The 21,055-nt window shown below is 72.0% G+C and carries 14 protein-coding genes; 5 read left to right on the top strand and 9 right to left on the bottom strand.

Annotated elements, in window-relative coordinates:
• Nucleotides 1-84 precede the first annotated feature (84 nt).
• Nucleotides 85-3,177, top strand: a complete 3,093-nt coding sequence (locus FHS34_RS28295; RefSeq protein ID WP_184970475.1) for an NACHT domain-containing protein — start codon at nucleotides 85-87, stop codon at nucleotides 3,175-3,177.
• 62 nt (nucleotides 3,178-3,239) lie between these two features.
• Here FHS34_RS28295 and FHS34_RS28300 read toward each other — a convergent pair whose 3' ends face one another.
• The 4 genes from FHS34_RS28300 to FHS34_RS28315 form a co-directional block, all read right to left on the bottom strand.
• The gene (locus FHS34_RS28300; RefSeq protein WP_184970477.1) at nucleotides 3,240-3,434 is read right to left on the bottom strand and encodes an acyl-CoA carboxylase subunit epsilon; all 195 of its coding nucleotides are present in this window, start codon (nucleotides 3,432-3,434) and stop codon (nucleotides 3,240-3,242) included.
• Between the two features lie 57 nt (nucleotides 3,435-3,491).
• Complete coding sequence (locus tag FHS34_RS28305) at nucleotides 3,492-5,087, bottom strand: acyl-CoA carboxylase subunit beta (RefSeq protein ID WP_184970479.1); 1,596 nt, start codon at nucleotides 5,085-5,087, stop codon at nucleotides 3,492-3,494.
• 154 nt (nucleotides 5,088-5,241) lie between these two features.
• On the bottom strand, nucleotides 5,242-7,548 hold the full coding sequence (locus FHS34_RS28310) for a polysaccharide lyase 8 family protein (RefSeq protein ID WP_184970703.1): 2,307 nt from the start codon (nucleotides 7,546-7,548) through the stop codon (nucleotides 5,242-5,244).
• A gap of 29 nt (nucleotides 7,549-7,577) precedes the next feature.
• Nucleotides 7,578-8,081 carry a hypothetical protein gene (locus FHS34_RS28315; RefSeq protein WP_184970481.1) on the bottom strand — a complete coding sequence of 168 codons (504 nt, stop codon included), beginning with the start codon at nucleotides 8,079-8,081 and terminating at the stop codon, nucleotides 7,578-7,580.
• 215 nt (nucleotides 8,082-8,296) lie between these two features.
• Between FHS34_RS28315 and FHS34_RS28320 the strand changes: the two genes are divergently transcribed.
• Nucleotides 8,297-8,905 carry a YceI family protein gene (locus FHS34_RS28320; protein ID WP_184970483.1) on the top strand — a complete coding sequence of 203 codons (609 nt, stop codon included), beginning with the start codon at nucleotides 8,297-8,299 and terminating at the stop codon, nucleotides 8,903-8,905.
• 815 nt (nucleotides 8,906-9,720) lie between these two features.
• Here the strand turns inward: FHS34_RS28320 and FHS34_RS28325 are convergent.
• Together FHS34_RS28325 and FHS34_RS28330 are read right to left on the bottom strand one after the other, a co-directional pair.
• Nucleotides 9,721-11,082, bottom strand: a complete 1,362-nt coding sequence (locus FHS34_RS28325; protein ID WP_184970485.1) for a hypothetical protein — start codon at nucleotides 11,080-11,082, stop codon at nucleotides 9,721-9,723.
• Between the two features lie 54 nt (nucleotides 11,083-11,136).
• Entirely contained in the window at nucleotides 11,137-14,148 is a 3,012-nt protein-coding gene (locus FHS34_RS28330) for a glycoside hydrolase family 3 protein (protein WP_184970487.1), read from the bottom strand.
• Between the two features lie 124 nt (nucleotides 14,149-14,272).
• Here FHS34_RS28330 and FHS34_RS28335 point away from each other — a divergent pair, with 124 nt between their 5' ends.
• From FHS34_RS28335 to FHS34_RS28345, 3 genes are all read left to right on the top strand, one after another.
• Entirely contained in the window at nucleotides 14,273-16,138 is a 1,866-nt protein-coding gene (locus FHS34_RS28335; RefSeq protein ID WP_184970489.1) for a ricin-type beta-trefoil lectin domain protein, read from the top strand.
• A gap of 150 nt (nucleotides 16,139-16,288) precedes the next feature.
• Nucleotides 16,289-16,642 (top strand): hypothetical protein, encoded by a 354-nt coding sequence (locus FHS34_RS28340; protein WP_225817639.1) that lies wholly within the window; start codon nucleotides 16,289-16,291, stop codon nucleotides 16,640-16,642.
• A 75-nt stretch (nucleotides 16,643-16,717) separates the two neighbouring features.
• Nucleotides 16,718-17,320 carry a GOLPH3/VPS74 family protein gene (locus FHS34_RS28345; protein ID WP_184970491.1) on the top strand — a complete coding sequence of 201 codons (603 nt, stop codon included), beginning with the start codon at nucleotides 16,718-16,720 and terminating at the stop codon, nucleotides 17,318-17,320.
• Nucleotides 17,321-17,323: 3 nt separating this feature from the next.
• Here FHS34_RS28345 and FHS34_RS28350 read toward each other — a convergent pair whose 3' ends face one another.
• The 3 genes from FHS34_RS28350 to FHS34_RS28360 all read right to left on the bottom strand — a co-directional run bounded on the left by FHS34_RS28350 (nucleotide 17,324) and on the right by FHS34_RS28360 (nucleotide 20,983).
• On the bottom strand, nucleotides 17,324-17,749 hold the full coding sequence (locus FHS34_RS28350; RefSeq protein WP_184970493.1) for a VOC family protein: 426 nt from the start codon (nucleotides 17,747-17,749) through the stop codon (nucleotides 17,324-17,326).
• 13 nt (nucleotides 17,750-17,762) lie between these two features.
• Complete coding sequence (gene cimA, locus FHS34_RS28355; protein WP_184970495.1) at nucleotides 17,763-19,373, bottom strand: citramalate synthase; 1,611 nt, start codon at nucleotides 19,371-19,373, stop codon at nucleotides 17,763-17,765.
• Nucleotides 19,374-19,660: 287 nt separating this feature from the next.
• On the bottom strand, nucleotides 19,661-20,983 hold the full coding sequence (locus tag FHS34_RS28360) for an MFS transporter (RefSeq protein ID WP_184970497.1): 1,323 nt from the start codon (nucleotides 20,981-20,983) through the stop codon (nucleotides 19,661-19,663).
• Nucleotides 20,984-21,055 lie beyond the last annotated feature (72 nt).

Here is a 21,055-nt window from a genome sequence, read left to right on the forward strand (position 1 = left end):
GGCCGTGGCCGCGAAGGCGGGACGAGGCCCGGTGCGGCGGGTGACAATGCCGTGATCGCGGAGCGTCGGCGGAGGGGGTGGGCGATGAGCGGCGCCGAGGTGGCGGCGTTACGGCTGGGGACGACCGTGGCGAAGGCCGCGGCCCAGATGTGGCTCGGAGGGAAGCGGCGGGAGCAGGAACGCCGGCTGGACATGGCCGAACTGGTACGGCTGCGGGTGCCGGGGCTGCGGTTCCAGCGGGGCGTGCAACGGCAGTTCGAGGAGATCGCGGACGCGGTGTACGACCGGCTGGCGCCGTTCCTGGAGCGGGAGTTCCCCGGTCTTCAGGAGAACGGCCGGCAGGCCGTGGTCGACGCGGTGTGCGGCACGTTCGCGGTGGCGGACCTGTCGGACGAGGCGGTTCTGGGGGCGGACGCGAATCCGGCCGAGATCGTGCGCCGGGTGACGGCGGCGGTGCGGCCACCGGCCGGCTTCGGCGAGGCGGAAGGCCGCCTGTTCGAGCTGCTGTTCGCGGAGTGCGTCGAGTACTACGTGCGGATCGTGCGGGGCCTGCCGGTCTTCGAGGCGCGGGCGTTGAGCGAGCTGCTGGCGCGGACCACGTCCCTGGGCACGGAGATCGCCCGGGTGCTGGAGCGGCTGCCGGACCGTTCCCTGTTCGCACCCGAGGGGACGGACCGCGACGGGGACTTCCGGCGCCGCTATCTGGAGCTGGTCAGCACGAGCCTGGACGAGGTGGAGCTGTTCCGGCGCACGTCGGACCGGGCGGGGGCGCATGTGCGGCTCTCGGTCGCGTACGTGAGTCTGCGGGCGACCGGGGACGACGGGAGCCGGCGCCGTACGGTCCGCTCCCTGCCCGCGTCGCGCCCCGAGATGAGCGACTGGGAGGAGCCGTCGAGCGAGAGCGCCGGGATGCGGGTGGAAGCGGCCCTCGGCGGTGCCACCCGGGTGCTGCTGCGCGGCGAGGCTGGTTCCGGCAAGACGACGTTGCTGCGCTGGCTGGCGATCACGGCGGCGCGGGGTGCCTTCACCGGCGAACTGGCGGACTGGAACGGCCTGACACCGGTGTTCGTGAAGCTGCGGGAGTACAGCGGCCGGGAGCTGCCGAGGCCGGAGGCGATGCTGGACTCGGTGGCCGGGCAGATCACCGGGGTCATGCCGAAGGCGTGGGTGGAGCGGCGGCTCGCCGACGGCCGGGCCCTGCTGCTGGTCGACGGGGTGGACGAGCTGCTGGACGGCGAGCGCCGGGGCGTCCTCGGGTGGCTGCGCAGGCTGCTGACCGCCTACGGGGACGTACGGGTGGTCGTCACCTCGCGTCCCGCGGCGGCACGTGCCGACTGGCTGCGCCGCGAGGGGTTCACGGCGCTGCACCTGGACCGCATGGCCCCGCCGGACCTCGCGGCCTTCGTACGGCAGTGGCACCGGGCGGTACGGCAACTCGGCGACGACCTGCCGTGCGCGGTCGAGGAACTCCCGCGCTACGAGCAGTCGTTGCTGACAAGTCTGAAGGACCGGCCGCATCTTCAGTCCCTGGCGGGCACTCCGCTGCTGGCGGCGATGCTGTGCGCGATGCACCTGAACCGCGGCCGCCAACTCCCCCGCGACCGGATGGAGCTGTACCGCAACGCCCTGCACACCCTGGTGCACGAGCGGGACACGGACCGGAACGTGCCCAGCGCCGTGGACGGCCGGCTGAGCCTGAGCGACAAGCTGGTGCTGCTGAGGGACCTCGCGTGGCGGCTGTCGGACAACAACCGCAGCGAGATCGGGCTGGAGCAGGCGGCCGTGCACGTCGGCAGGAAGCTCTCCGGGATGCGGCACGTGGAGGAGCAGGACGGCGTCCGGATCCTGGAGCAGCTGCGGGACCGCTCGGGGATCCTGCGCTCCCCCGCCGAGGGGCGGCTGGACTTCGTCCACCGGACGTTCCAGGAGTACCTGGCCGCCGAGGAGGCGACGCAGGAGGACCGCGTCGGCAACCTGGTCGAGCGGGCCCACCTGGACCTGTGGCGGGAGACGATCATCATGGCGGCGGGGCACGCGAACCGGCCGCAGCGGGAGGAACTGCTCGGCGGCGTCCTGGACCGGGCCCGCGACGAACCCCGGTACGGCAGGAAGCTGCGGTTGCTGGCGGCGGCCTGCCAGGAGACGGTGCCGGAGGTCTCCGACGGGCTGGCCGGACGGCTTCAGGACGCGGTGACCGCGTTGCTGCCGCCGAGCCGGAGGACGGACCCGCCCGCGCTGGCGGCGGTCGGCCCGAGCCTGCTGCGGCGGCTGCCCCGGTCCCTGGCCGGGCTGACGTCGAACGCGGCGGTCCAGACGGTGCGGACCGCGGCCCTGATCGGCGGCGGGGAGGCGCTGGGGCTGCTGGAGGGGTACGCGCAGGACCGGCGCCGGGACGTGGTCGCCGCGCTCATCGACGCGTGGGCGTATTTCGACGCGGACGCCTACGCCGAACGGGTGATGGACGGGCTTCCGTTGCACCAGCACGCGGTGGTGCTGACGCACTCGGCCCAGCTGTCGGCGGCGGCCCGGCTGAGATCGCTGACAACGCTGCGGATCACGTTCGGGCTCCACGACATGTCCGTCCTCGCCGGACTCCCCCCGCTGGAGGAACTGACCTGCCAGGTGCGGGGCACGGCCGACCTGTCGCCGCTGAAGGGGCATCCCGGGCTCAAGGAGCTCCAGCTGTTCGGTGAGGTCTCGTTCCGGCACCCGGAAGTCCTGGCGGAGCTGCCCGCGCTGCGGCTGCTGCGGCTGCCGCTGCCCGGTCCGGACGGTGCCGAGGGCCTGCCGGTGCTGCCGGAGCTGCCCTGTCTGTCCCTCGCGGGCGTCACGGCGCGAACCCGGCTGGACTTCCTGACCGCGTACGGCGCCGTGGAGCTGCTGTGCCTCGTCGGGGAACCCCACGGCCCGCTGCCGCGGCTCGCGCCGCTGTCCTCGCTGACCGGTCTGCGCACGTTGATGCTGTACAGCTTCGAGGCACGCGACCTGTCCGAGCGGCTGGTGCCGGTCTGTCCGGAGCTGAACACCCTCGGCCTGTACGACTGTCTGCTGCCCGACGGTCTCGACGGCCTGCGTGCGCTGGCCGGCCTGAGGTGGCTGGAGCTTCAGGACTGCGACCCGGACGAGGGACGCCTGACCGGGCTGGACCTGCCCGGCGTCACCGTCACCGTCGACTGAACGTGACCGCGGCCCCGCCCTCCCGGAGGGAGTGGCGGGGCCGCGGTCACGCGCGGGAAACGTCAGTGCCAGCTGTGCGGCGCCCGGAAGCCGCCCTCGCGCTCCAGGCGGCGCCAGCCCGCCTTGGCGCGGCCCCGGTGGGTCTGGGCGGAAGGCTCGGTGCGGGCGGCGGCGCGGGCCATGAGGATCGCCGTGATGGCGGCGACTTCCTCGGGCTCGGCGTGGCCCTTCTCGACGCGGATGTCGGGAGTGCTCATGGGTGTCAGTCTCCGTGAGAGAGAGGTCCGCGGGGTTGCCGCGGAGGGTCCGCTGGGTTACTGCGGGGGGTTGCCGTGCTTCCGCGAAGGTAGGTCGGCGTGCTTGGTGTGCAGCATGGCCAGGGACTTGATCAGCACCTCGCGGGTCTCCGCGGGGTCGATGACGTCGTCGACCAGGCCCCGCTCGGCCGCGTAGTAGGGGTGCATCAGCTCGGCCTTGTACTCCTTGACCATCTTCTGACGCATGGCCTCGGGGTCCTCCGCGCCGGCGATCTGGCGGCGGAAGATGACGTTGGCGGCGCCTTCCGCGCCCATCACGGCGATCTCGTTCGTCGGCCAGGCGTAGGTGAGGTCGGCGCCGATCGACTGGGAGTCCATGACGATGTAAGCACCTCCGTACGCCTTGCGCAGGATGAGCGAAATCCTCGGCACGGTCGCGTTGCAGTAGGCGTACAGCAGCTTCGCGCCGTGGCGGATGATTCCGCCGTGTTCCTGGTCCACACCGGGGAGGAAGCCCGGCACGTCGAGGAAGGTGACGATCGGAATATTGAAAGCGTCACACATCTGGACAAAGCGTGCAGCTTTTTCACTCGCCTCGATGTCCAGGACGCCGGCGAGGACCTGCGGCTGGTTGGCGATGATGCCGACGACCTGGCCGTCGAGGCGGCCCAGCGCGCAGATGATGTTCCGCGCCCAGCGCTCGTGGACCTCCAGGTAGTCGCCGTCGTCGACGATCTCCTCGATGACCTTGGTCATGTCGTACGGCCGGTTGCCGTCGGCCGGGACCAGGTCGAGCAGGACGTCGGAGCGGCGGTCCGCCGGGTCCGTGGAGTCCACCCGGGGCGGGTTCTCACGGTTGTTCTGCGGCAGCAGCGACAGCAGGTACCGCACCTCGGCGATGCAGGTCTCCTCGTCGTCGTACGCGAAGTGGCAGACGCCGGAGGTCTCGGCGTGGACGTCGGCGCCGCCCAGGCCGTTCTGGGTGATCTCCTCGCCCGTCACCGCCTTGACCACGTCCGGGCCGGTGATGAACATCTGCGAGGTCTCGCGGACCATGAAGACGAAGTCCGTCAGGGCGGGGCTGTAGGCCGCGCCGCCCGCGCACGGGCCGAGCATCACCGAGATCTGCGGGATGACACCGCTGGCCTTGGTGTTGCGCTGGAAGATGCCGCCGTAACCGGCGAGGGCCGAGACGCCCTCCTGGATACGGGCGCCGGCGCCGTCGTTCAGGGAGACCAGGGGGGCACCGGCCGCGATGGCCATGTCCATGATCTTGTGGATCTTCGTGGCGTGGGCCTCGCCGAGCGCGCCGCCGAAGATCCGGAAGTCGTGGGCGTAGACGAAGACCGTACGGCCCTCCACCGTGCCCCAGCCGGTGATGACACCGTCGGTGTACGGCTTCTTCGCCTCCAGGCCGAAACCGGTCGCCCGGTGCCGGCGCAGCTGCTCGACCTCCTGGAAGGACCCGGGGTCGAGGAGCAGCTCGATCCGCTCCCGCGCCGTCAGCTTGCCCTTGGCGTGCTGCGCCTCGGTCGCCTTCTCGCTCGGGCCCGCAACGGCCTGGGCACGGATCTCGTGCAGTTCGGCGACCCGTCCGCGTGCGTCCGTCGGCTCGCCGGTCGGCTCACCCGTCGTCTCTTCCAAAACGGTCATGTAGCGACCTTACGAAGGACCGGAAGAAAAGCGAGCCGTCGACTCTGTACAGTCTCCGGCCCGTTTTCCTGGTACCAGTGAACAGAACCATCCCGGAATGCAGCCGTTCCGACTGCTCAGGAGGGCGACGGCTTGTAGGTAGACCACAAAGCCGTCAGCTGAGAGCCACCTCACATTCGTGGGTGGAACATGCCATCCCCGGAGTGACACGGAGCCTCAGACGGCGGTCCGCCGAGCGGACCTCGACGCTGTCGTCGGCACGGGTGACCGCGCGCACCGGGTGGTCCCAGACCAGCTCCAGCGGGGCACCGGTGCGGGGCGGCTCGCTCACCCGGACGGTGGCGGTACGGCCCCGGCGGACGACGAGCACGCTCGCGCCGGCCGAGACGGTCAGCTCCCCCACGGTACCGGCCCGCCAGAAGTTCGCGGCCGTCAGGCCCAGCAGGGGAACGGCGACGGCCTGGCACACCGTGTCGTTGGCGAGGACGCACAGCCAGTGCCGGTCGCCCGCCCGGGCCGCCGTCTGCTCGCGGGTGGCGCCGGGCAGCAGGACGTAGACGTAGCCGGCGGCCACCGGGTCGGTGCCGTGGTCGAGCCAGAGGGTCTGCCAGCGCCGGGTGCGCCGCTCGGTGTCGCTGGTGGTGTTGATGTCGGACCAGGCCCCGGTGCGGTCCTCGCGCAGGGTGCGCAGCTCGCCGCCGTACGGCAGGATCCATCCGCCGTGCTCCTCCAGATGGGCCCAGTCCCGGCCGCGCACGAGGCGCTGGGTGCCGTTCTCGCCCAGGTTGCGGTTGTCCAGGACGGTCTCCACCGGGACGCCGTCGGAGCAGGCAATCCCGGCGCCGAGGCAGACCACGGCGTCGGTGAGGAAAAACCAGGACTTGTGGGCCTCCAGGGTGGAGCCGAGGCCCTTGAGGTGCTGGCCGACGGCGGCGTGGGTGCCGTCGGTGGTCCCGCCGACCCAGCGGACGTCCGGCCGGGGGGCACCCCACTCACCGCCGGCCCGGTCGGGGAGCCGTCTGGCCGACACGGTCGTGCCGGGCAGCCGGTACCAGTCGACGGTGGGCCAGTACCAGTCGGTGTACTGGTCGCTCCGGCCGCGGGGCCACCAGGAGAGCATGCCGGATCCGGTGTGCCAGCCGCGCGGGTTCTCGCCGTTGCCGCACTCGTAGTGGGCGATCCGGTCGCTGGCCATGGCGAGGGCGGCGGTGAAGCGGGGCGTCCGGTGGACGGCGCGGTCCATGGCCGGGAAGAGGCGGTGGCCGAGGGGTTCGGGGGCCGCGGGAACCGGCGCGCCGGCGATGGCGTGCAGCCGTGCGAGATCGGCCACCCCGAACTGAGGGGACGTCAGCACCGGGACCACCGTGTCCCGTTGGATCCAGCCCTTGACGCGCCCGTGCCACCGCTGCCGCTCCGCCTCGCTCGCCCCGTCCGCGAGCAGGGCCACGGCGGCGATCAGGGCCTGCCCGTGGTAGTGGTCGCTGCGCATGACGTGCTGGTCGTCGCCGCGCAGGTATCCGCGGCTGATGGCGCGGCCGTTGACGCAGTCCATCACCAGCCCGTCGTGGATGAGCGGTGCGTAGGCGTGCTCGACGCTGTCCAGGAAGTTCTGCCGGGCGGGGTCGGTCACCTCCCACGCCGACCCGGCGAGCAGCGCGAACAGCCGCCCGAGGCCGTCGAGCAGGACCTGGCCGTACGTGCCCGAGTAGGCGACCTGGGTGTGCTGGACGAAGGAACCGTCGGCGTAGAGGCCGTCGCCCCGGGTGACGTACGGGAAGACCGGGGAGAGGGCGTCCCGGGCGAGGGCGATCCGGGCGGGGTCCCGGCCGAGGATGCCGCGCAGGGCGACCGAGCGGCACAGGTCGACGCGGTTGGCGCCGGTGGAGGTGCCGGAGTAGTCGGTGAGCATCGTGTCCGGGATGAAGTGGTCGACGGCCGCGCAGGCCGCCGAGACCCGCTCCGGGCCGAGCTGTTCGTGGAGGGCGGCCGTGATGTCCGTCAACAGTCGGGGGCTGCCGATCTGCCACTCCCACCAGTTGCCGTAGCGGGTGGTGGCGGGGTTGTAGACGGTGGCGGACAGATGGTCGAGGCCGCGCAGGACGTCGGCGAGGAGGCCGGGGTCGCCGGTGACGCCGGTGCCGTCCTGCGCGTACGCCTGGGTCATGGTCCACAGGCGGCCGTAGCTGAAGGTGATGCCGGACGGCGGGTCGAAGGGGTGCCCGGGCCAGAGGGAGGCCGGAGCGGGGGCCATGGCCGCCCGGAACTCCCGCGCCTGCTCGCCGAGTTGGCGGAGCCGGGAGGCGTACGGTTCGGCAGCCGGGTCGTACCCGGCGCCGAGCGCGATGCCGAGCCAGCGGCGGCGCAGCACGTCGTACGGGTCGTCGCCGGCCGCCCGGGCACCTGCCACGGGGGTGGCGGCGAGGGCGGCGGCCAGCAGGAGTGCGCGTCGGCTCATACCCATGGGACCGGTCACCGCCCCCTCCCGCCGGCTCAGCAGCCGCCGCAGTTGTAGTACAGGACGTCCCAGTGACTGCCCTCGTCGGCGTAGATGTTGCCGGAGCCGGACCGGTACTGCGGGGCGCCGTCGCCGCGCAGGCCGATGTACGTGAAGTTGTTCTTGATGTACGAGGTCACGCACGTGTTCTTGCCGTAGTCGAGCTTGTAGCCGTTCCAGTGGGAGTAGGTGCCGGAGGCGTGCCCGGTCTCGGTGCCGCCGGTGATGTTGAGGGCGCAGCCGCTGGCCCCCTTGAGGGTCTGGGCGCCCTGGGCCGTGGCGAGGTTGAGCTGCTCGAAGGACGTGCAGGTGGGGTTGTTCCGGTCGGAGCAGCCGCCGGAGGACGACCAGGTGACGCCGGCCTGACGGAACATCGAGGTGGCGGTCGCGTGGCTGATCTTGGTGACGGCGAAGGCGTCGGTGGCGGTGCCGAGTACGGCGACCGCGGGGGCGGTGACGAGGGCGAGCGCGGTCAGAAGGGCGCGGGCCTTCAGCTTCATGGGGGACCTTCCTGCGGTGGGCCGTGCTTCCTATGGGGTCGGCTGTGCAGGTGGTGCAGGCAGATGGTGCCCGAGCGTTCCCCGGGTGCGCCAGAGGGTGTACATGGTGACTGTGTGCAAGCTTGAGAACACGTTGCGGATGATGTTGAAAATTGAACGGAATGGGTCTACCGTCGGAGACACGAGTTCGTTCAACGTTCAACTAGGAGCACGTCATGGGCATCTTCAGCCGCAGCAAGGCCACCGTCCCCGCCCCCGCCGCACAGGCCGCCGCCGGCCCCGATCTGACCGCGCTGACCGGTGACTACACGATCGACCCGGCCCACAGCACGATCGGCTTCGTCGCGCGCCACGCCATGGTCACCAACGTCAAGGGCGGCTTCGACGACTTCACCGGCACGCTGAGCCTGAACGGTGCGGACCCCGCCGCGTCCACCGCCACGCTGGACATCCAGATGGAGAGCATCGACACCGGCAACGCCGACCGTGACGGTCACCTGAAGTCGGCCGACTTCTTCAAGACCGACGAGTTCCCCACGATGACGTTCCGCTCCACCAAGGCGGAGGCCCTGGGCGGCGACGACTACCGCATCACCGGCGACCTCTCCCTGCTCGGTGTCACCAAGCAGATCTCCATCGACCTGGAGTTCAACGGCGCCGCGACGGACCCCTTCGGCAACGAGCGCGTCGGCTTCGAGGGCAAGGCCGAGCTCCTGCGCTCCGAGTGGGGCCTGACCTGGAACGCCGCCCTGGAGACCGGTGGCGTCCTGATCTCCGACAAGATCAAGCTGGTCTTCGACATCTCCGCGATCAAGAACGCGTGACCCCGGCGTCCGCCGGCCCCCCGAGAACCCGGCGACCACGAGTGGCCCCCTCAGCCCCGCCAGTCCATCAGGCCACACGAGCCCTGCGATTGGCAGATCTGAGCCACCCTCCCACCCCCACCCAACCCCGTGACCTGGCCCCTTCGCCGCGTCCCTTGGCACACATCCGCCAATCGCCGCGAAGTGAGGGGTGGGAGGGGGCGTGGGGGGGCGTAGGACCGTCCGATGGAGAGGCTGGGCGGATGGGTCGGCGAGGGGTGAGCCCCCGTCCGGTGAGGCGGTGAGAGGTGGGGACTCGGGTGGGCTCGGTCCAACGTGCCGAAGCCGCTGGACTCACCCGGGCACCCGGGGCTGGGAACCCGCGGACGTACAACCACTCCCCCGCACGACGCGCAACCACCCCCTCACCCTCCCCCCCCCCGGGGCCGCAAGCCGCTGATCCGGCCCGGCGTGCTTGCGAGCGGCGGCCGCGCCCCGTCCGAGGGCGGTGCCGATGTGGTGCCGGTGGCCGCGAACGCGCTCGGGCAACCTCTTTCCGGGCCGCTCGCTCGCTTCTCCTCCGGGCTGGAGCGAGCCGTGTCAAGGGTGGCCCGGAGGGCCATCGCCGAAGGCGACGCGGGAGTGGAGCGCAGCGGAACGGGAGCGCCCTTGACTCGGCTCGCGGAAGCCTGGCAATCACCGAGAAGCGGGCGGCCCAACGCTCCCGTACCACACGGGCCACCGCAGCCGACCCAACACCCACCCCCGCCGAAGCCCCCGCCGAAGTCGCCTCCCCCACCGAAGCCCCCACCCCCACCGAAGTCGTCGGCGTCGGGTCAGAAGCCGCCGCCGAAGTCCCCGCCCCCGCCCCCACCCCCGTCGAAGCCCCCGCCGTCGCCGAAGCCGCCGCCGAAGTCGCCGGCGTCGAAGTCAGTGCCGGAGACGTCGCCGCCCTCGTAGCCGCCGGAGCCGAAGTCGCCGTAGCCGGTGCCGTAGTCGGCCGCGTAGGACGGGGTGGCCATCATGCCGCCCAGCAGTGTGCCGACGAGGAGGCCGGGCAGGAGGCCGCCGCCGAAGTAGCCGCCGGCCCAGGGGCCGTAGGCCGGGCCCGCGTCCCAGTAGGGGCGGCGGCCGTACTCCGTGTCGACCTCGCGGACCACCGGGTCGCGGCCGTCGGCCAGCCGGGTGGCGTCGGCCGCGCAGACCGGGACCTGGCGGGCGGCCCCGCCGGGCGGGGTCCAGGTGGCGTCGGTGACCGAGGGTCCGTGCCGGGGGTCGAAGAAGCAGGGCGGCCGGCGCTCCGGGAGCGGGCGGTGTTCGCGCCGTGCGGCCAGTTGGGCGAGGGAGAAGCGGCCGTCCTCCAGTGCCTCGGTGACCGAGCGGACGTCCTCCGGCCTGGTCGCCGCCGTCATGCGCTGTTTGGCGGAGTCGTAGGCGTCCAGGGCGCGCTCGTAGTCGGCGCGCATGGCGTCGTCGGCACCCGCTTCCGAGGGGTGGAAGTCGAGGCGGTCGAGTTCCTCGCCGAAGGCGGTGATGTCCTCGTCCACGACCACCCGCAGCCGGTCCAGCGCGGCCCGCTGCTCCTGCTCACGGCGCCTGCGGCCGCGGCGGACCAGGGCGTATCCGCCGGCGCCGGCGGCCACCAGCACCACGGCCGCCGTGACCAGTGCCGTGGCGGAGGCTCCGCCGCCGTCACCGGCCGAGCCGCCCCAGCCCCTGGGGGCGTGGCCGCCCATGTTGGCCAGGGCGCGGTCGGTGAAGTCGGTCAGCTGGGCCTTGGCGTCCTCGCCCTGGACGCTGGTGACCAGGTTCTGCCGGGCCGTGGCCGACATGACGGAGGAGTCGGCGCGGGCGTCGAAGCGGTCACCGAGGCGGATGCCGTACAGGCCGGTGACTCCGGTGGCCGCGCGCAGGTCGGTGAAGAGGTTCGTGGTGCGGTAGCCGGCCGGGAGGACCGTGATGAACAGGGGCTTGCCGGCGTCCTTGATCCGCTTGGCGAGGGTGTCGGCGTCCGCCGCGGACAGCTGGTCGCGGGCCGCGGGGTCGACGTAGACCGGGCCCTTGCGCAGGGCCGCGGCGATCGTGGAGATGCCGGTGTCCGCCCTCGTCCCGGGCGCGAGCGCGAACAGGGTCGCCAGCACCAGGGTCAGGACGGCCAGCAGTGCGGGGAGGCTTCGGGTCCGCGGAACGGCCTTCATACCTCGAAACTACCCGAAGCCTCCCCAAACCGGTCATGCAGTCGGCTCCGGAGGTCAGGCCGCGCGGTAGGCCTGCGCCAGCTTCTCCACCGCCTTTCCGTATCTGCCGGTCAGCAGCAGGTGGTCGGCGTCGGCGAAGGGCCGGGACACCGCCTGCGTGAGGTGGTCGCCCGCCTTCCGCTGGACCAGCAGGCGGGCCCTGGTGACCAGCGCGCGCCCGGCCCGGTCGTCCCCGTGCCGTTCGGCAGCGGCCGCCCGGGCCCCGAGGTCACGCAGGGTGGCGGTACCGCCCTCCGGAATCCGGGTGCGGGTGGTCAGGCCCCAGCCGTAGGGGAACTGGGGGTCGTACGACGTGTCACCGACGTTGACCGGCAGCTGGGCCTCCGACCTGGGCCAGGTGACGGGCAGCTGTCCGGTGAAGGGGCGCTCGCCGTAGAGGACGTCGGCGACGCCCTCGCCCTCGGTGCCGGGCAGCCAGGAGGCGACCAGGGCGTCGATCTCGTCCAGCCGGTCGCCGATGAGCTGCGGGCGGCCGGAGACGATCAGTACCGCGCACTTCATGGCCCCGCACACCTTGTCCACGGCGGCCCGGTCGGCGGCGGACAGGGACAGGGAGTGGCCGTTGCCGACGTCGCCGACGCCCTCGGCGTAGGGGGTCTCGCCGACGACGACCACGCCGGCGTCGTAGCCGCCGGTCGGGGCGGAGGCGTCCTTGGAGTAGGTGACGTCGCCGCCGGCCCGGCGCAGGCCCTGGAGGACGGTCGTGCCGGGGACGGTGTCGCCGGAGGCGCCCTGCCAGGTGAGGGTCCAGCCGCCGGTCTGGTTGCCGATGTCGTCGGCGTTGGACCCGGCGACGTACACCTTCTCGCTCTTCTTCAGCGGCAGCAGTCCGCCCGCGTTCTTCAGCAGCACCTGCGACTCGGCGGCGGCTCGGCGGGCCACCTCGCGGTGGGCCGGGGAGCCGATGGCGGCGGCGCCGCCGGTGTCGGCGTAGGGGTGTTCGAAGAGGCCCAGCCGGAACTTCTGGGTGAGGATGCGGGCGACGGCGTCGTCGACGCGGTCCTCGCCGATCCGGCCCGCCTTCACCTCGTCGATGAGCGCGGCCGTGAAGTCCTTGTAGCCGTACGGCACCATCATCATGTCCAGGCCCGCGCCGACGGCCGTGCGGACGTGGGCGGCGTAGTCGCCGGGTAGCTGGTCGATGGCGTTCCAGTCGCTGATGACGAAGCCGTCGAAGCCCAGGCGGTCCTTGAGCACGCCGTCGATCATGTCGCCGCGGGCGTGCATCTTCACCGCGCCCTTGCCGTCACCGATGTCCAGGGAGGAGTACGACGGCATGACCGTGCCGACGCCCCGGTCGACGGCCTCGCGGTAGGGCGCGAGGTGGACGTCCTCCAGCTGTTCGCGGGTGACCGTGGTGACGCCCTGGTCGGTGGTGTACGTCCCCGTGGTCGAGGAGCCGTACGCGGTGCCGCCGTCGGCCACGAAGTGCTTGGCCGTGGCGAGCACCTTGTCGCCGCGCTTCAGGTCCCGTCCGTCCGCGCGGCCCTGGAGTCCCTGGATCACGGTCTCCATGGACTCGACGAGCGCGGGGTCCTCGCCGAAGGACTCGTAGGACCGGCCCCAGCGTTCGTCGCGGCTCACACACAGGCAGGGCGCGAAGTCCCAGGGGACGCCGGTGGCGCGGACCTCGGCGGCCGTCACCGCGCCGGTCTGCTGGGCGAGCGAGGGGTCCCGGGTGGCGCCGATGCCGATGTTGTGCGGCATGACCGTGGCGCCGGTCAGGTTGTTGTGGCCGTGGACCGCGTCGACGCCGTAGATCAGCGGGATCTGGTAGCGCGTCGCCCGGGTGCGCAGCTGGAAGCCGTCGATCATCTTCGCCCAGGCCTCGGGGGTGTTGGGCGTGGGTGTCGAGCCGCCGCCGGAGAGCAGGGAGCCGAGGGCGTACCCGGCGATGTCGCCGGGCCGGGTCATCGCGCCGCGTTCGGCCTGGGTCATCTGGCCGGCCTTCTCCGCGAGGGACATCCGGCCGAGCAGGTCCGCGACGCGCTTCCTGACCGGCAGCCTGGCGTCGAGGTAGGGCAGTCCGTGCGCGTCGACGACGACCTGCGGGGTCTCGGTGGGGGCCTTCGCGCCGGTGACCGTGAGTTTCAGCGGGATGGTCTCGGCGGGTTCGGCCGCCCGGTCCCGGCGGGTGGGCACCTCGACGGTCCGGGTGGTGCCCGAGGCGGTGCCGGCCGGGAAGGTGAGGGTGCCGGAGACGGGGGTGTAGTCGGTGCCGGCGGTCGCGGTGCCGTCCGCCGTGGCGTAGGTGACGGTGACCGGGTCGGCGAGGGGCTGGTCGCCGGTGGTGGCCACGGTGACGCGCACCTCGGCCGTCCTGCCCTCCTGGACGGGGACGACGGGCGCGCCGGTGGTGACGGTGGCGCGCAGCGCCTGGTCGGCCGTCCCGTACAGCTCGACGTCGTCCAGGGCGAAGTCGCCCTTGGTGCCTGCCGGGAGGGTGAGGGCGTAGCCCCACATCTCCTTGAGGCCGAGGACGTGGTCGATGCCGCCGACGGGCTGGTAGTCGGTGCGGTAGACGAAGTCGGTGAAGGGGAGCTCGATCTGCTTCCAGCCGGTGAAGTCGTCGGTGAAGGAGGTGGTCCAGAGTTCGGAGGCCTCGCCGTTCGCGCCGCCGTCCTTGATCTCGAAGGCGATCTTCCGGCCGTTGTTCCGGCCGTCCCACCAGAAGCGGATGCCCCGGTGGGCGGACCAGTCGTGGGCGGGTGCGGTGGCGGCGAAGTCGTGGGTGAAGCCGCCGTAGCCGCTGATGTCGTAGCCGCCGGCGAGCACCTTGCCGCCTTCGGGGGCGTCGGCGCGGTCGGCGAGACGGAGGGTGGGCGGGTCGTCGCCGTCGCCGCCCCAGGTGAAGATGCCCTCGGCGGGCTGGGTGGCGAAGGGGATCTCACCCTCGAAGCGGTCGACGGGGACAGGGGCCGGCTCGTCGGCGGCCCGCGCCGTCGCCGCCCAGGGCAGCAGACCGGCGAGCAGTGCGGCGGAGGCGAGCAGGGCGGTTCTTCGCATGGACCTTCCCTCGGCTCTCGTGGTTCACTCAGGGCTTAGCTCACGCCGTGAGTTAACTAAGGGCGCACAGACCAGTCAAGACGCCCTGTCAGCTTTGTCGACCCGAGAGGAAGGGCGACGCACCATGAGGAGATCCCCCCGCACAGTCCGGCTGCTGCTCGCCGGGCTGCTCTCCGCCGCCGGTGTCAGCGTGGCCGTGCCCCCCGCGCACGCGGCCGGTGAGCAGGTCACCGCCTATCTCACCACCACCGACGACTCGGCCGGCCGGCACGTCGTGCGCGGCCTGCAGGCCCAGGCACCGTTCGCCTTCCAGTCCGGGACGGGTGGCGGCGGCGAGAACATCACCGTGGACGAGAACACCCGCTACCAGACCTTCACCGGCGGCGGCGCGTCCTTCACGGACACCGCCGCCTGGCTGATGAACAGCAGCGGGGCGCTGTCCCAGGCGACCCGGGACGCGACCATGCGCAAGCTGTTCTCGCCGACGGACGGCATCGGCCTGTCGTTCCTGCGCAACCCGATGGGCGCCTCGGACCTGGCCCGGTACGGCTACACCTATGACGACGTGCCGGCCGGCCAGAGCGACCCGTCGCTGTCGAAGTTCTCCCTCGCGCACGACCTCGCGGACGTCGTCCCGCTGACGAGGCAGGCGCTGCAGCTGAACCCGTCCCTGACCGTGATGGCCTCGCCGTGGACGGCGCCGGCCTGGATGAAGGACAGCGGCTCGCTCAACGGGGGCTGGCTGAAGGCCGAGGACTACGGGGCGTACGCCTCCTACTTCGTGAAGTACCTCCAGGGATACAAGAACCAGGGCGTCAACGTCTCCTACGTCACCGCGCAGAACGAGCCGACCTGCTGTTCCGGCTACCCGTCGATGAGCTGGAACGCGAGCGGGCTCGCGTACTTCACCAAGAGCGAGCTGCTGCCGAAGCTCCAGGCGGCGGGCCTGACCACCAAGGTGCTGGCGCACGACTGGAACTGGGACGTCTACGACTCCTACGCCGCCCAGACCGTGGACGACGCGGCCGTGCGCAGCCACCCCAACTTCGGCGGCATCGCCTGGCACGGCTACGGCGGTGACATCGCCGAGCAGACGACCGTGCACAACCGGTACCCGGCGCTGGACGCCTTCGGCACCGAGCACTCCGGCGGCACCTGGATCGCCAACCAGCAGCGCGAGGACATGTCCAACATCATCGACTACACCCGCAACTGGGCGAAGTCGGTGACCAAGTGGTCGCTGGCCGTGGACCAGAACATGGGCCCGCACAACGGCGGTTGCGGCACCTGCACCGGCCTGATCACCGTGCACGACGGGGACGGCGCGAGCGGGACGGTCGACTACACGGTCGAGTACTACACCATGGGCCACCTGACCAAGTTCGTCCGCCCCGGCGCCCAGCGCATCGCCTCCACGGCGTCCGGCGCGGTGCCGAACGTGGCCTGGCGCAACCCGGACGGCAGCAAAGCGCTGATCGCCTACAACGACGCGACCTCGGCGAAGACGGTCACCATCAACTGGGGTTCGCAGCACGCCACTTACTCGCTGCCCGGCAAGACGTCGGCCACCTTCACCTGGTCCGGCACCCAGTCCGGCGGTGGCGGCGGCACCGGCGCCTTCGTGGGGCTCGCCGGCAAGTGCCTGGACGTGGCGGGCGGTTCGAGCGCCGACGGCACGGCGGTGCAGCTCTACGACTGCAACGGCAGCGCCGCCCAGCAGTGGACCGTCCAGGCCGACGGCTCGGTCCGGGCGCTCGGCAAGTGCCTCGACGTGACCTCCGCGTCGACGGCGAACGGGGCCAAGGTGCAGTTGTACGACTGCAACGGGACCGGTGCCCAACGGTGGTCGTACGACGCGGCCACGGGTGATGTGGTGAACACGGCGGCGGACAAGTGCCTCGACGTCAGCGACAACTCGTCGGCCAACGGGGCCCGGACGCAGATCTGGTCGTGCACCGGGGCCGCCAACCAGAAGTGGACCTTGCGGTAGGGCGGTGGGGCGGATCATGAGGCGCACGGGGGCCGTGGTCGCGGGGGTCCTCGGCGGGGTGCTGCCGCTGAGCGGCTGCGGCGCCGTCGGCCTGCCGCTCGCGGGGGTGCGGGCCGGGGCGGACGGGAAGGCCTACGCGGTGTTCCGGCCGTGCGGCGACGACGCCTGCACGCGCCCGCGCCTGGACGGGCGGCCGCGCCGGGCCGGGGAGGGCCCGCCACCACCGGCTGGGACGCGGGGGACGAGGAGCCGCGCGGTGACACCGGCTTCCCCCTGTTCGCCCCGCCCGCCCGGTGGGAGGCCCGGCACCGGGGTGCCCGGCGGCCGCTGCCCCGGCACTCGTACGTCCTCACGTTCCGCCACTACGTCAGCGGTGACTCCTGCCACGGGATCGTGGAGTTCACCACCGAGCAGGTCGCCCGGCTGAGGCCCGGCCAGGTCTCGGCGGACGGCCGGGCGATGAGCCCCGGCGCGTTCGAGCGGCTCGCCCGCGACGCGTGCTGAGCGGCGTCCGCCCGGCGGCTGGGGGACGATGGGGAGGACCGCCCGTTCCCGGCACCCGGCGACCTGGGAGTCTCCATGACGACACCGCAGGACCTGTTCCTCGTCAGCCTGGACATCCCCCGCGAGCAGCCCGTCGAGCAGGGGGATCTGTCGCTCGCGCTGGCCGGGGCGGAACTGGTCGACCTCCTCGGCGCCCGGGCGCTCACCCTGCACGACGGGCGGATCGTGCCGGGGCCGGTGCTGACCACGGGTGACCGGCTCCTGGACGAGGCGGGAGCCGCGCTGGTCCGGACGGAGCCGTACGAGACGGTCGAGGACTGGCTGTGGCGGCGCGGGCAGGGGCTGGCCACGGCGTACCGGGACGTGCTGGAGGCCGAGGGGCAGCTCACCGGGAGGCGCCGGCGCCGGTTCGCGCTGCGTGACCGGGACGACCCGGAGGCCGACACCCCCGCCCGACGGCACGCGGCGGACCGCTGGTGGGCCCACGAGCCCGTCCTGGCGGGTCTCGCGTCCACCCTGCGCATCCCGGACGACCGCCCGGCCGCACCCGAGCCCGAGGACGAGGCGGTCGTCACGGTGCTGGTGGCGGTCGGCGACGCGGTGACGGAGCTGGAGGCCGTGCGCGAGCGGCGCCGCATCGAGAACGTGGCCTTCGACAACATCTGGCGGGCGCCCTGAGCCTCACAGGATCAGCTCGCCGATCCCCAGCAGGTTCCCCTCGCTGTCCCGGAACCAGGCGCCCCGCTCGGCGCGCGCGCCCTTGCTCGGGTAGTTGCCCTCGATCTCGGCGATGCCGTCCCGGGTGCGGAAGCCGGGCACGTCGACCTCCTCGAAGACCACGCCCCGGCCGCGCAGCTCCGTCACGGCCGCCGCGATGTCGTCCACCTCGAAGGCCATCTGGGTGAAGGTGCCGGGCGAGGCCCCCGTCGAGCGGAACACGACGAAGTCCACGCCCGCGCACCGGTACAGCAGCCCGCCGGGCCGCTCGTCCACCGGGTACAGGCCGAGCTTCTCGGCGTAGAAGCGCCGGGCCCGGTCCAGGTCCCGGGCGGGCAGCCGGGTCGCGACGCGGGCCCGGGACAGCACGTCACTCGTGTCTGGGGTCATGCCTCCACTGTGGCTACCGGGCCGGCTCCACGCCCGCCCGGAGGAGGCCGTACGTGTACGCGTCCTCCAGCGCCTGCCAGGAGGCGGCGATGACGTTCTCGGCCACGCCGACCGTGGCCCACTCGCCGGTGCCGTCCGAGGTGGAGATCAGCACGCGGGTGGTGGACGACGTACCGTGCTTGCCCTCCAGGATGCGGACCCGGTAGTCGACCAGCTCCAGCTTGGCGAGCTGCGGGTAGATCTTCTCCAGCGCCACCCGCAGGGCACGGTCCAGCGCGTTGACCGGGCCGTTGCCCTCCGCGGTGGCGACGATCCGCTCGCTCTTGGCCCACAGTTTGACCGTGGCCTCGTTGGCGTGGGTGCCGTCGGGCCGGTCCTCCACGATGGCCCGCCAGGACTCGACGTCGAAGTACTTCAGCGGCCGGCCCTCGACCTCGGCGCGCAGCAGCAGCTCGAAGGAGGCGTCGGCGGCCTCGTAGGTGTATCCCCTGAGCTCGCGCTCCTTCACGCGTTCGACCACCCGGCCGACCAGCTCGCGGTCATCGCCGACGTCGATGCCGAGCTCCTTGCCCTTCAGCTCGATGGAGGCGCGGCCCGCCATGTCGGAGACCAGCATCCGCATGGTGTTGCCGACCAGTTCGGGGGCGATGTGCTGGTACAGGTCGGGGTCGACCTTGATGGCGGAGGCGTGCAGGCCGGCCTTGTGCGCGAAGGCCGACACGCCCACGTACGGCTGGTGCGTGGACGGCGTCAGGTTGACGACCTCGGCGATGGCGTGGGAGACGCGGGTCGTCTCGCGGAGCTTGCCGTCGGGCAGCACCTTCTTGCCGTACTTCAGCTCCAGGGCCGCGACCACCGGGAACAGGTTGGCGTTGCCGACGCGCTCGCCGTACCCGTTGGCCGTGCACTGCACGTGGGTCGCGCCCGCGTCCACGGCGGCCAGGGTGTTGGCGACCGCGCAGCCGGTGTCGTCCTGGGCGTGGATGCCGAGCCGGGCGCCGGTGTCGGCGAGGACGGTGGAGACGACCGCGTTGACCTGGGCGGGGAGCATGCCGCCGTTGGTGTCGCAGAGGATGACGACGTCGGCGCCGGCCTCGGCGGCCGTGCGGACGACCGCCTTGGCGTACTCGGGGTTGGCGCGGTAGCCGTCGAAGAAGTGCTCGCAGTCGACGAAGACCCGGCGGCCCTGGTCCCTCAGGTACGACACGGTGTCGCGGACCATCTCCAGGTTCTCGTCCAGGGTGGTGCGCAGCGCCAGCTCCACGTGCCGGTCGTGCGACTTGGCGACCAGGGTGATCACCGGGGCGCCGGACTCCAGCAGGGCGTTGACCTGCGGGTCGTCGGCGGCCTTCGCGCCGGCGCGGCGGGTGGCGCCGAAGGCGACCAGCTGGGCGTGCCGGAAGTCGATCTCGGCCCGCGCGCGGGCGAAGAACTCGGTGTCCCGGGGGTTCGCGCCGGGCCAGCCGCCCTCGATGAAGCCCACGCCGAAGTCGTCCAGGTGCCGTGCGATGGCGAGCTTGTCCGCGACGGTGAGGTTGATTCCCTCGCGCTGCGCGCCGTCGCGCAGCGTGGTGTCGAAGACGTGGAACGAGTCGTCGAGCTCGCTGGTTTCCGTCTCGGTCATTGGTCTCAAGGCTCCTGATTGTGAATCTTCGGTCTTACCGGAATGACCGGCTCCACCGTCCCCCCAATACTCCCTCGCGCTCCGTTCCCGGCTGAAGGTGGGCCGGAAAACGAAAAAACCCCTCGCGGGTGCGAGAGGTCTGCGCGCGGGTCGAAGACGACGGTGGCCACCCGCACCTGGTCGTACGAGGTGGTCACTGCGGACCGGCGCGCCTGCTGCCCATAATCATGGGGAACGAGAGCACGGGGGCAGTCTGGCACAGCACGGCCCCCGGCTCACCGCCCGTCTCAGGATGCGGTCGTCAGGCTGGACTCCCCCGATTCCTCTCCGGCTCCCCGGCCCGGCTTCACCCGGGACAGGTCCAGGTCCTTCGTCTCACGCATGGTGACGTACACCACCAGGGACACGGCGGCACAGCCGGCCACGTACCAGTAGAAGCCGGACTCGATGCCGGCCTTCTTGAACCACAGGGCGACGTATTCGGCGGTGCCGCCGAAGAGGGCGTTGGCGATGGCGTACGGCAGGGCCACACCGAGGGCGCGCACGCCGGTCGGGAACAGCTCGGCCTTCACGCAGGCGTTGATGGAGGTGTAGCCGGTGACCACGACCAGCGCGAGCAGGGCGAGACCGAGGGCGGGCCAGTAGCCGTCGACGTGCTTGAGCAGGGTCATGACCGGGACGGTGAGGAAGGTGGAGCCGACCGCGAAGGTGATGAGCAGCGGGCGGCGGCCGATCCGGTCGGAGAGGGCGCCCGCGAGCGGCTGCAGCGCGGCGAAGACGGTCAGCGCGGTGAAGGAGACCAGGGTGGCCGTCTCCTTGGACAGGCCGGCGGAGTTGGAGAGGTACTTCGTGAGATAGGTGGTGTACGTGTAGTAGGCCACCGTGCCGCCCATGGTGAGGGCGACGACCAGGAACGCCTCCCGCCGGTACCGCCACAGGGCGCGCAGGGTGCCGCGCTCCTCGTCGTGCGAGGCGTCCTGCGCGTACACCTCGGTCTCCAGCATGCTGCGGCGCAGATAGAAGACGACCGCCGCGCCGAGCGCTCCCACGACGAACGGGATGCGCCAGCCGTAGCTGTGCAGCGCGTCGTCGGACATGGTGCGCTGGAGGACGATCTGCAGGCCCAGCCCGACGATCTGGCCGGCCGTCATGGACACGTACTGGAAGCTGGAGGCGAAGCCGCGCCTGGCCGGGTCCGAGGCCTCGGTGAGATAGGTGGCGCTGGCCGCGTACTCGCCGCCGACCGACAGGCCCTGGAGCAGGCGGGCGACGAGCAGGACGAGCGCGCCGCCGTAGCCGGCCACCGAGTAGGTGGGGGCGACGGCGATGAGGACCGCCGACGCCGACATGAGTGTGACGGTCAGGGTGAGCGCCGCCTTGCGGCCCTTGCGGTCGCCGACCCTGCCCAGCAGCCAGCCGCCCACCGGCCGCATGAAGAATCCGACGGCGAAGATGCCGGCGGTGTTCATCAGCTGGGCGGTGGGGTTGCCGCTCGGGAAGAAGGCGCCGGCGAAGTAGGTGGCGAAGCTCGCGTACACGAACCAGTCGAACCACTCGACCATGTTGCCCGCCGAGCCGACCCAGATCTTCTTCCAGTGATGTCGTCCCATGGGCCGGTACATGCCCGGTGGCGGAGGAAACGATTCCGATGCCGCCGTCGGGCTTGCCGCCGGACGCGGAGC

Source organism: Streptomyces echinatus, assembly GCF_014203595.1.
In the GTDB taxonomy this organism is placed as follows: domain Bacteria; phylum Actinomycetota; class Actinomycetes; order Streptomycetales; family Streptomycetaceae; genus Streptomyces; species Streptomyces echinatus.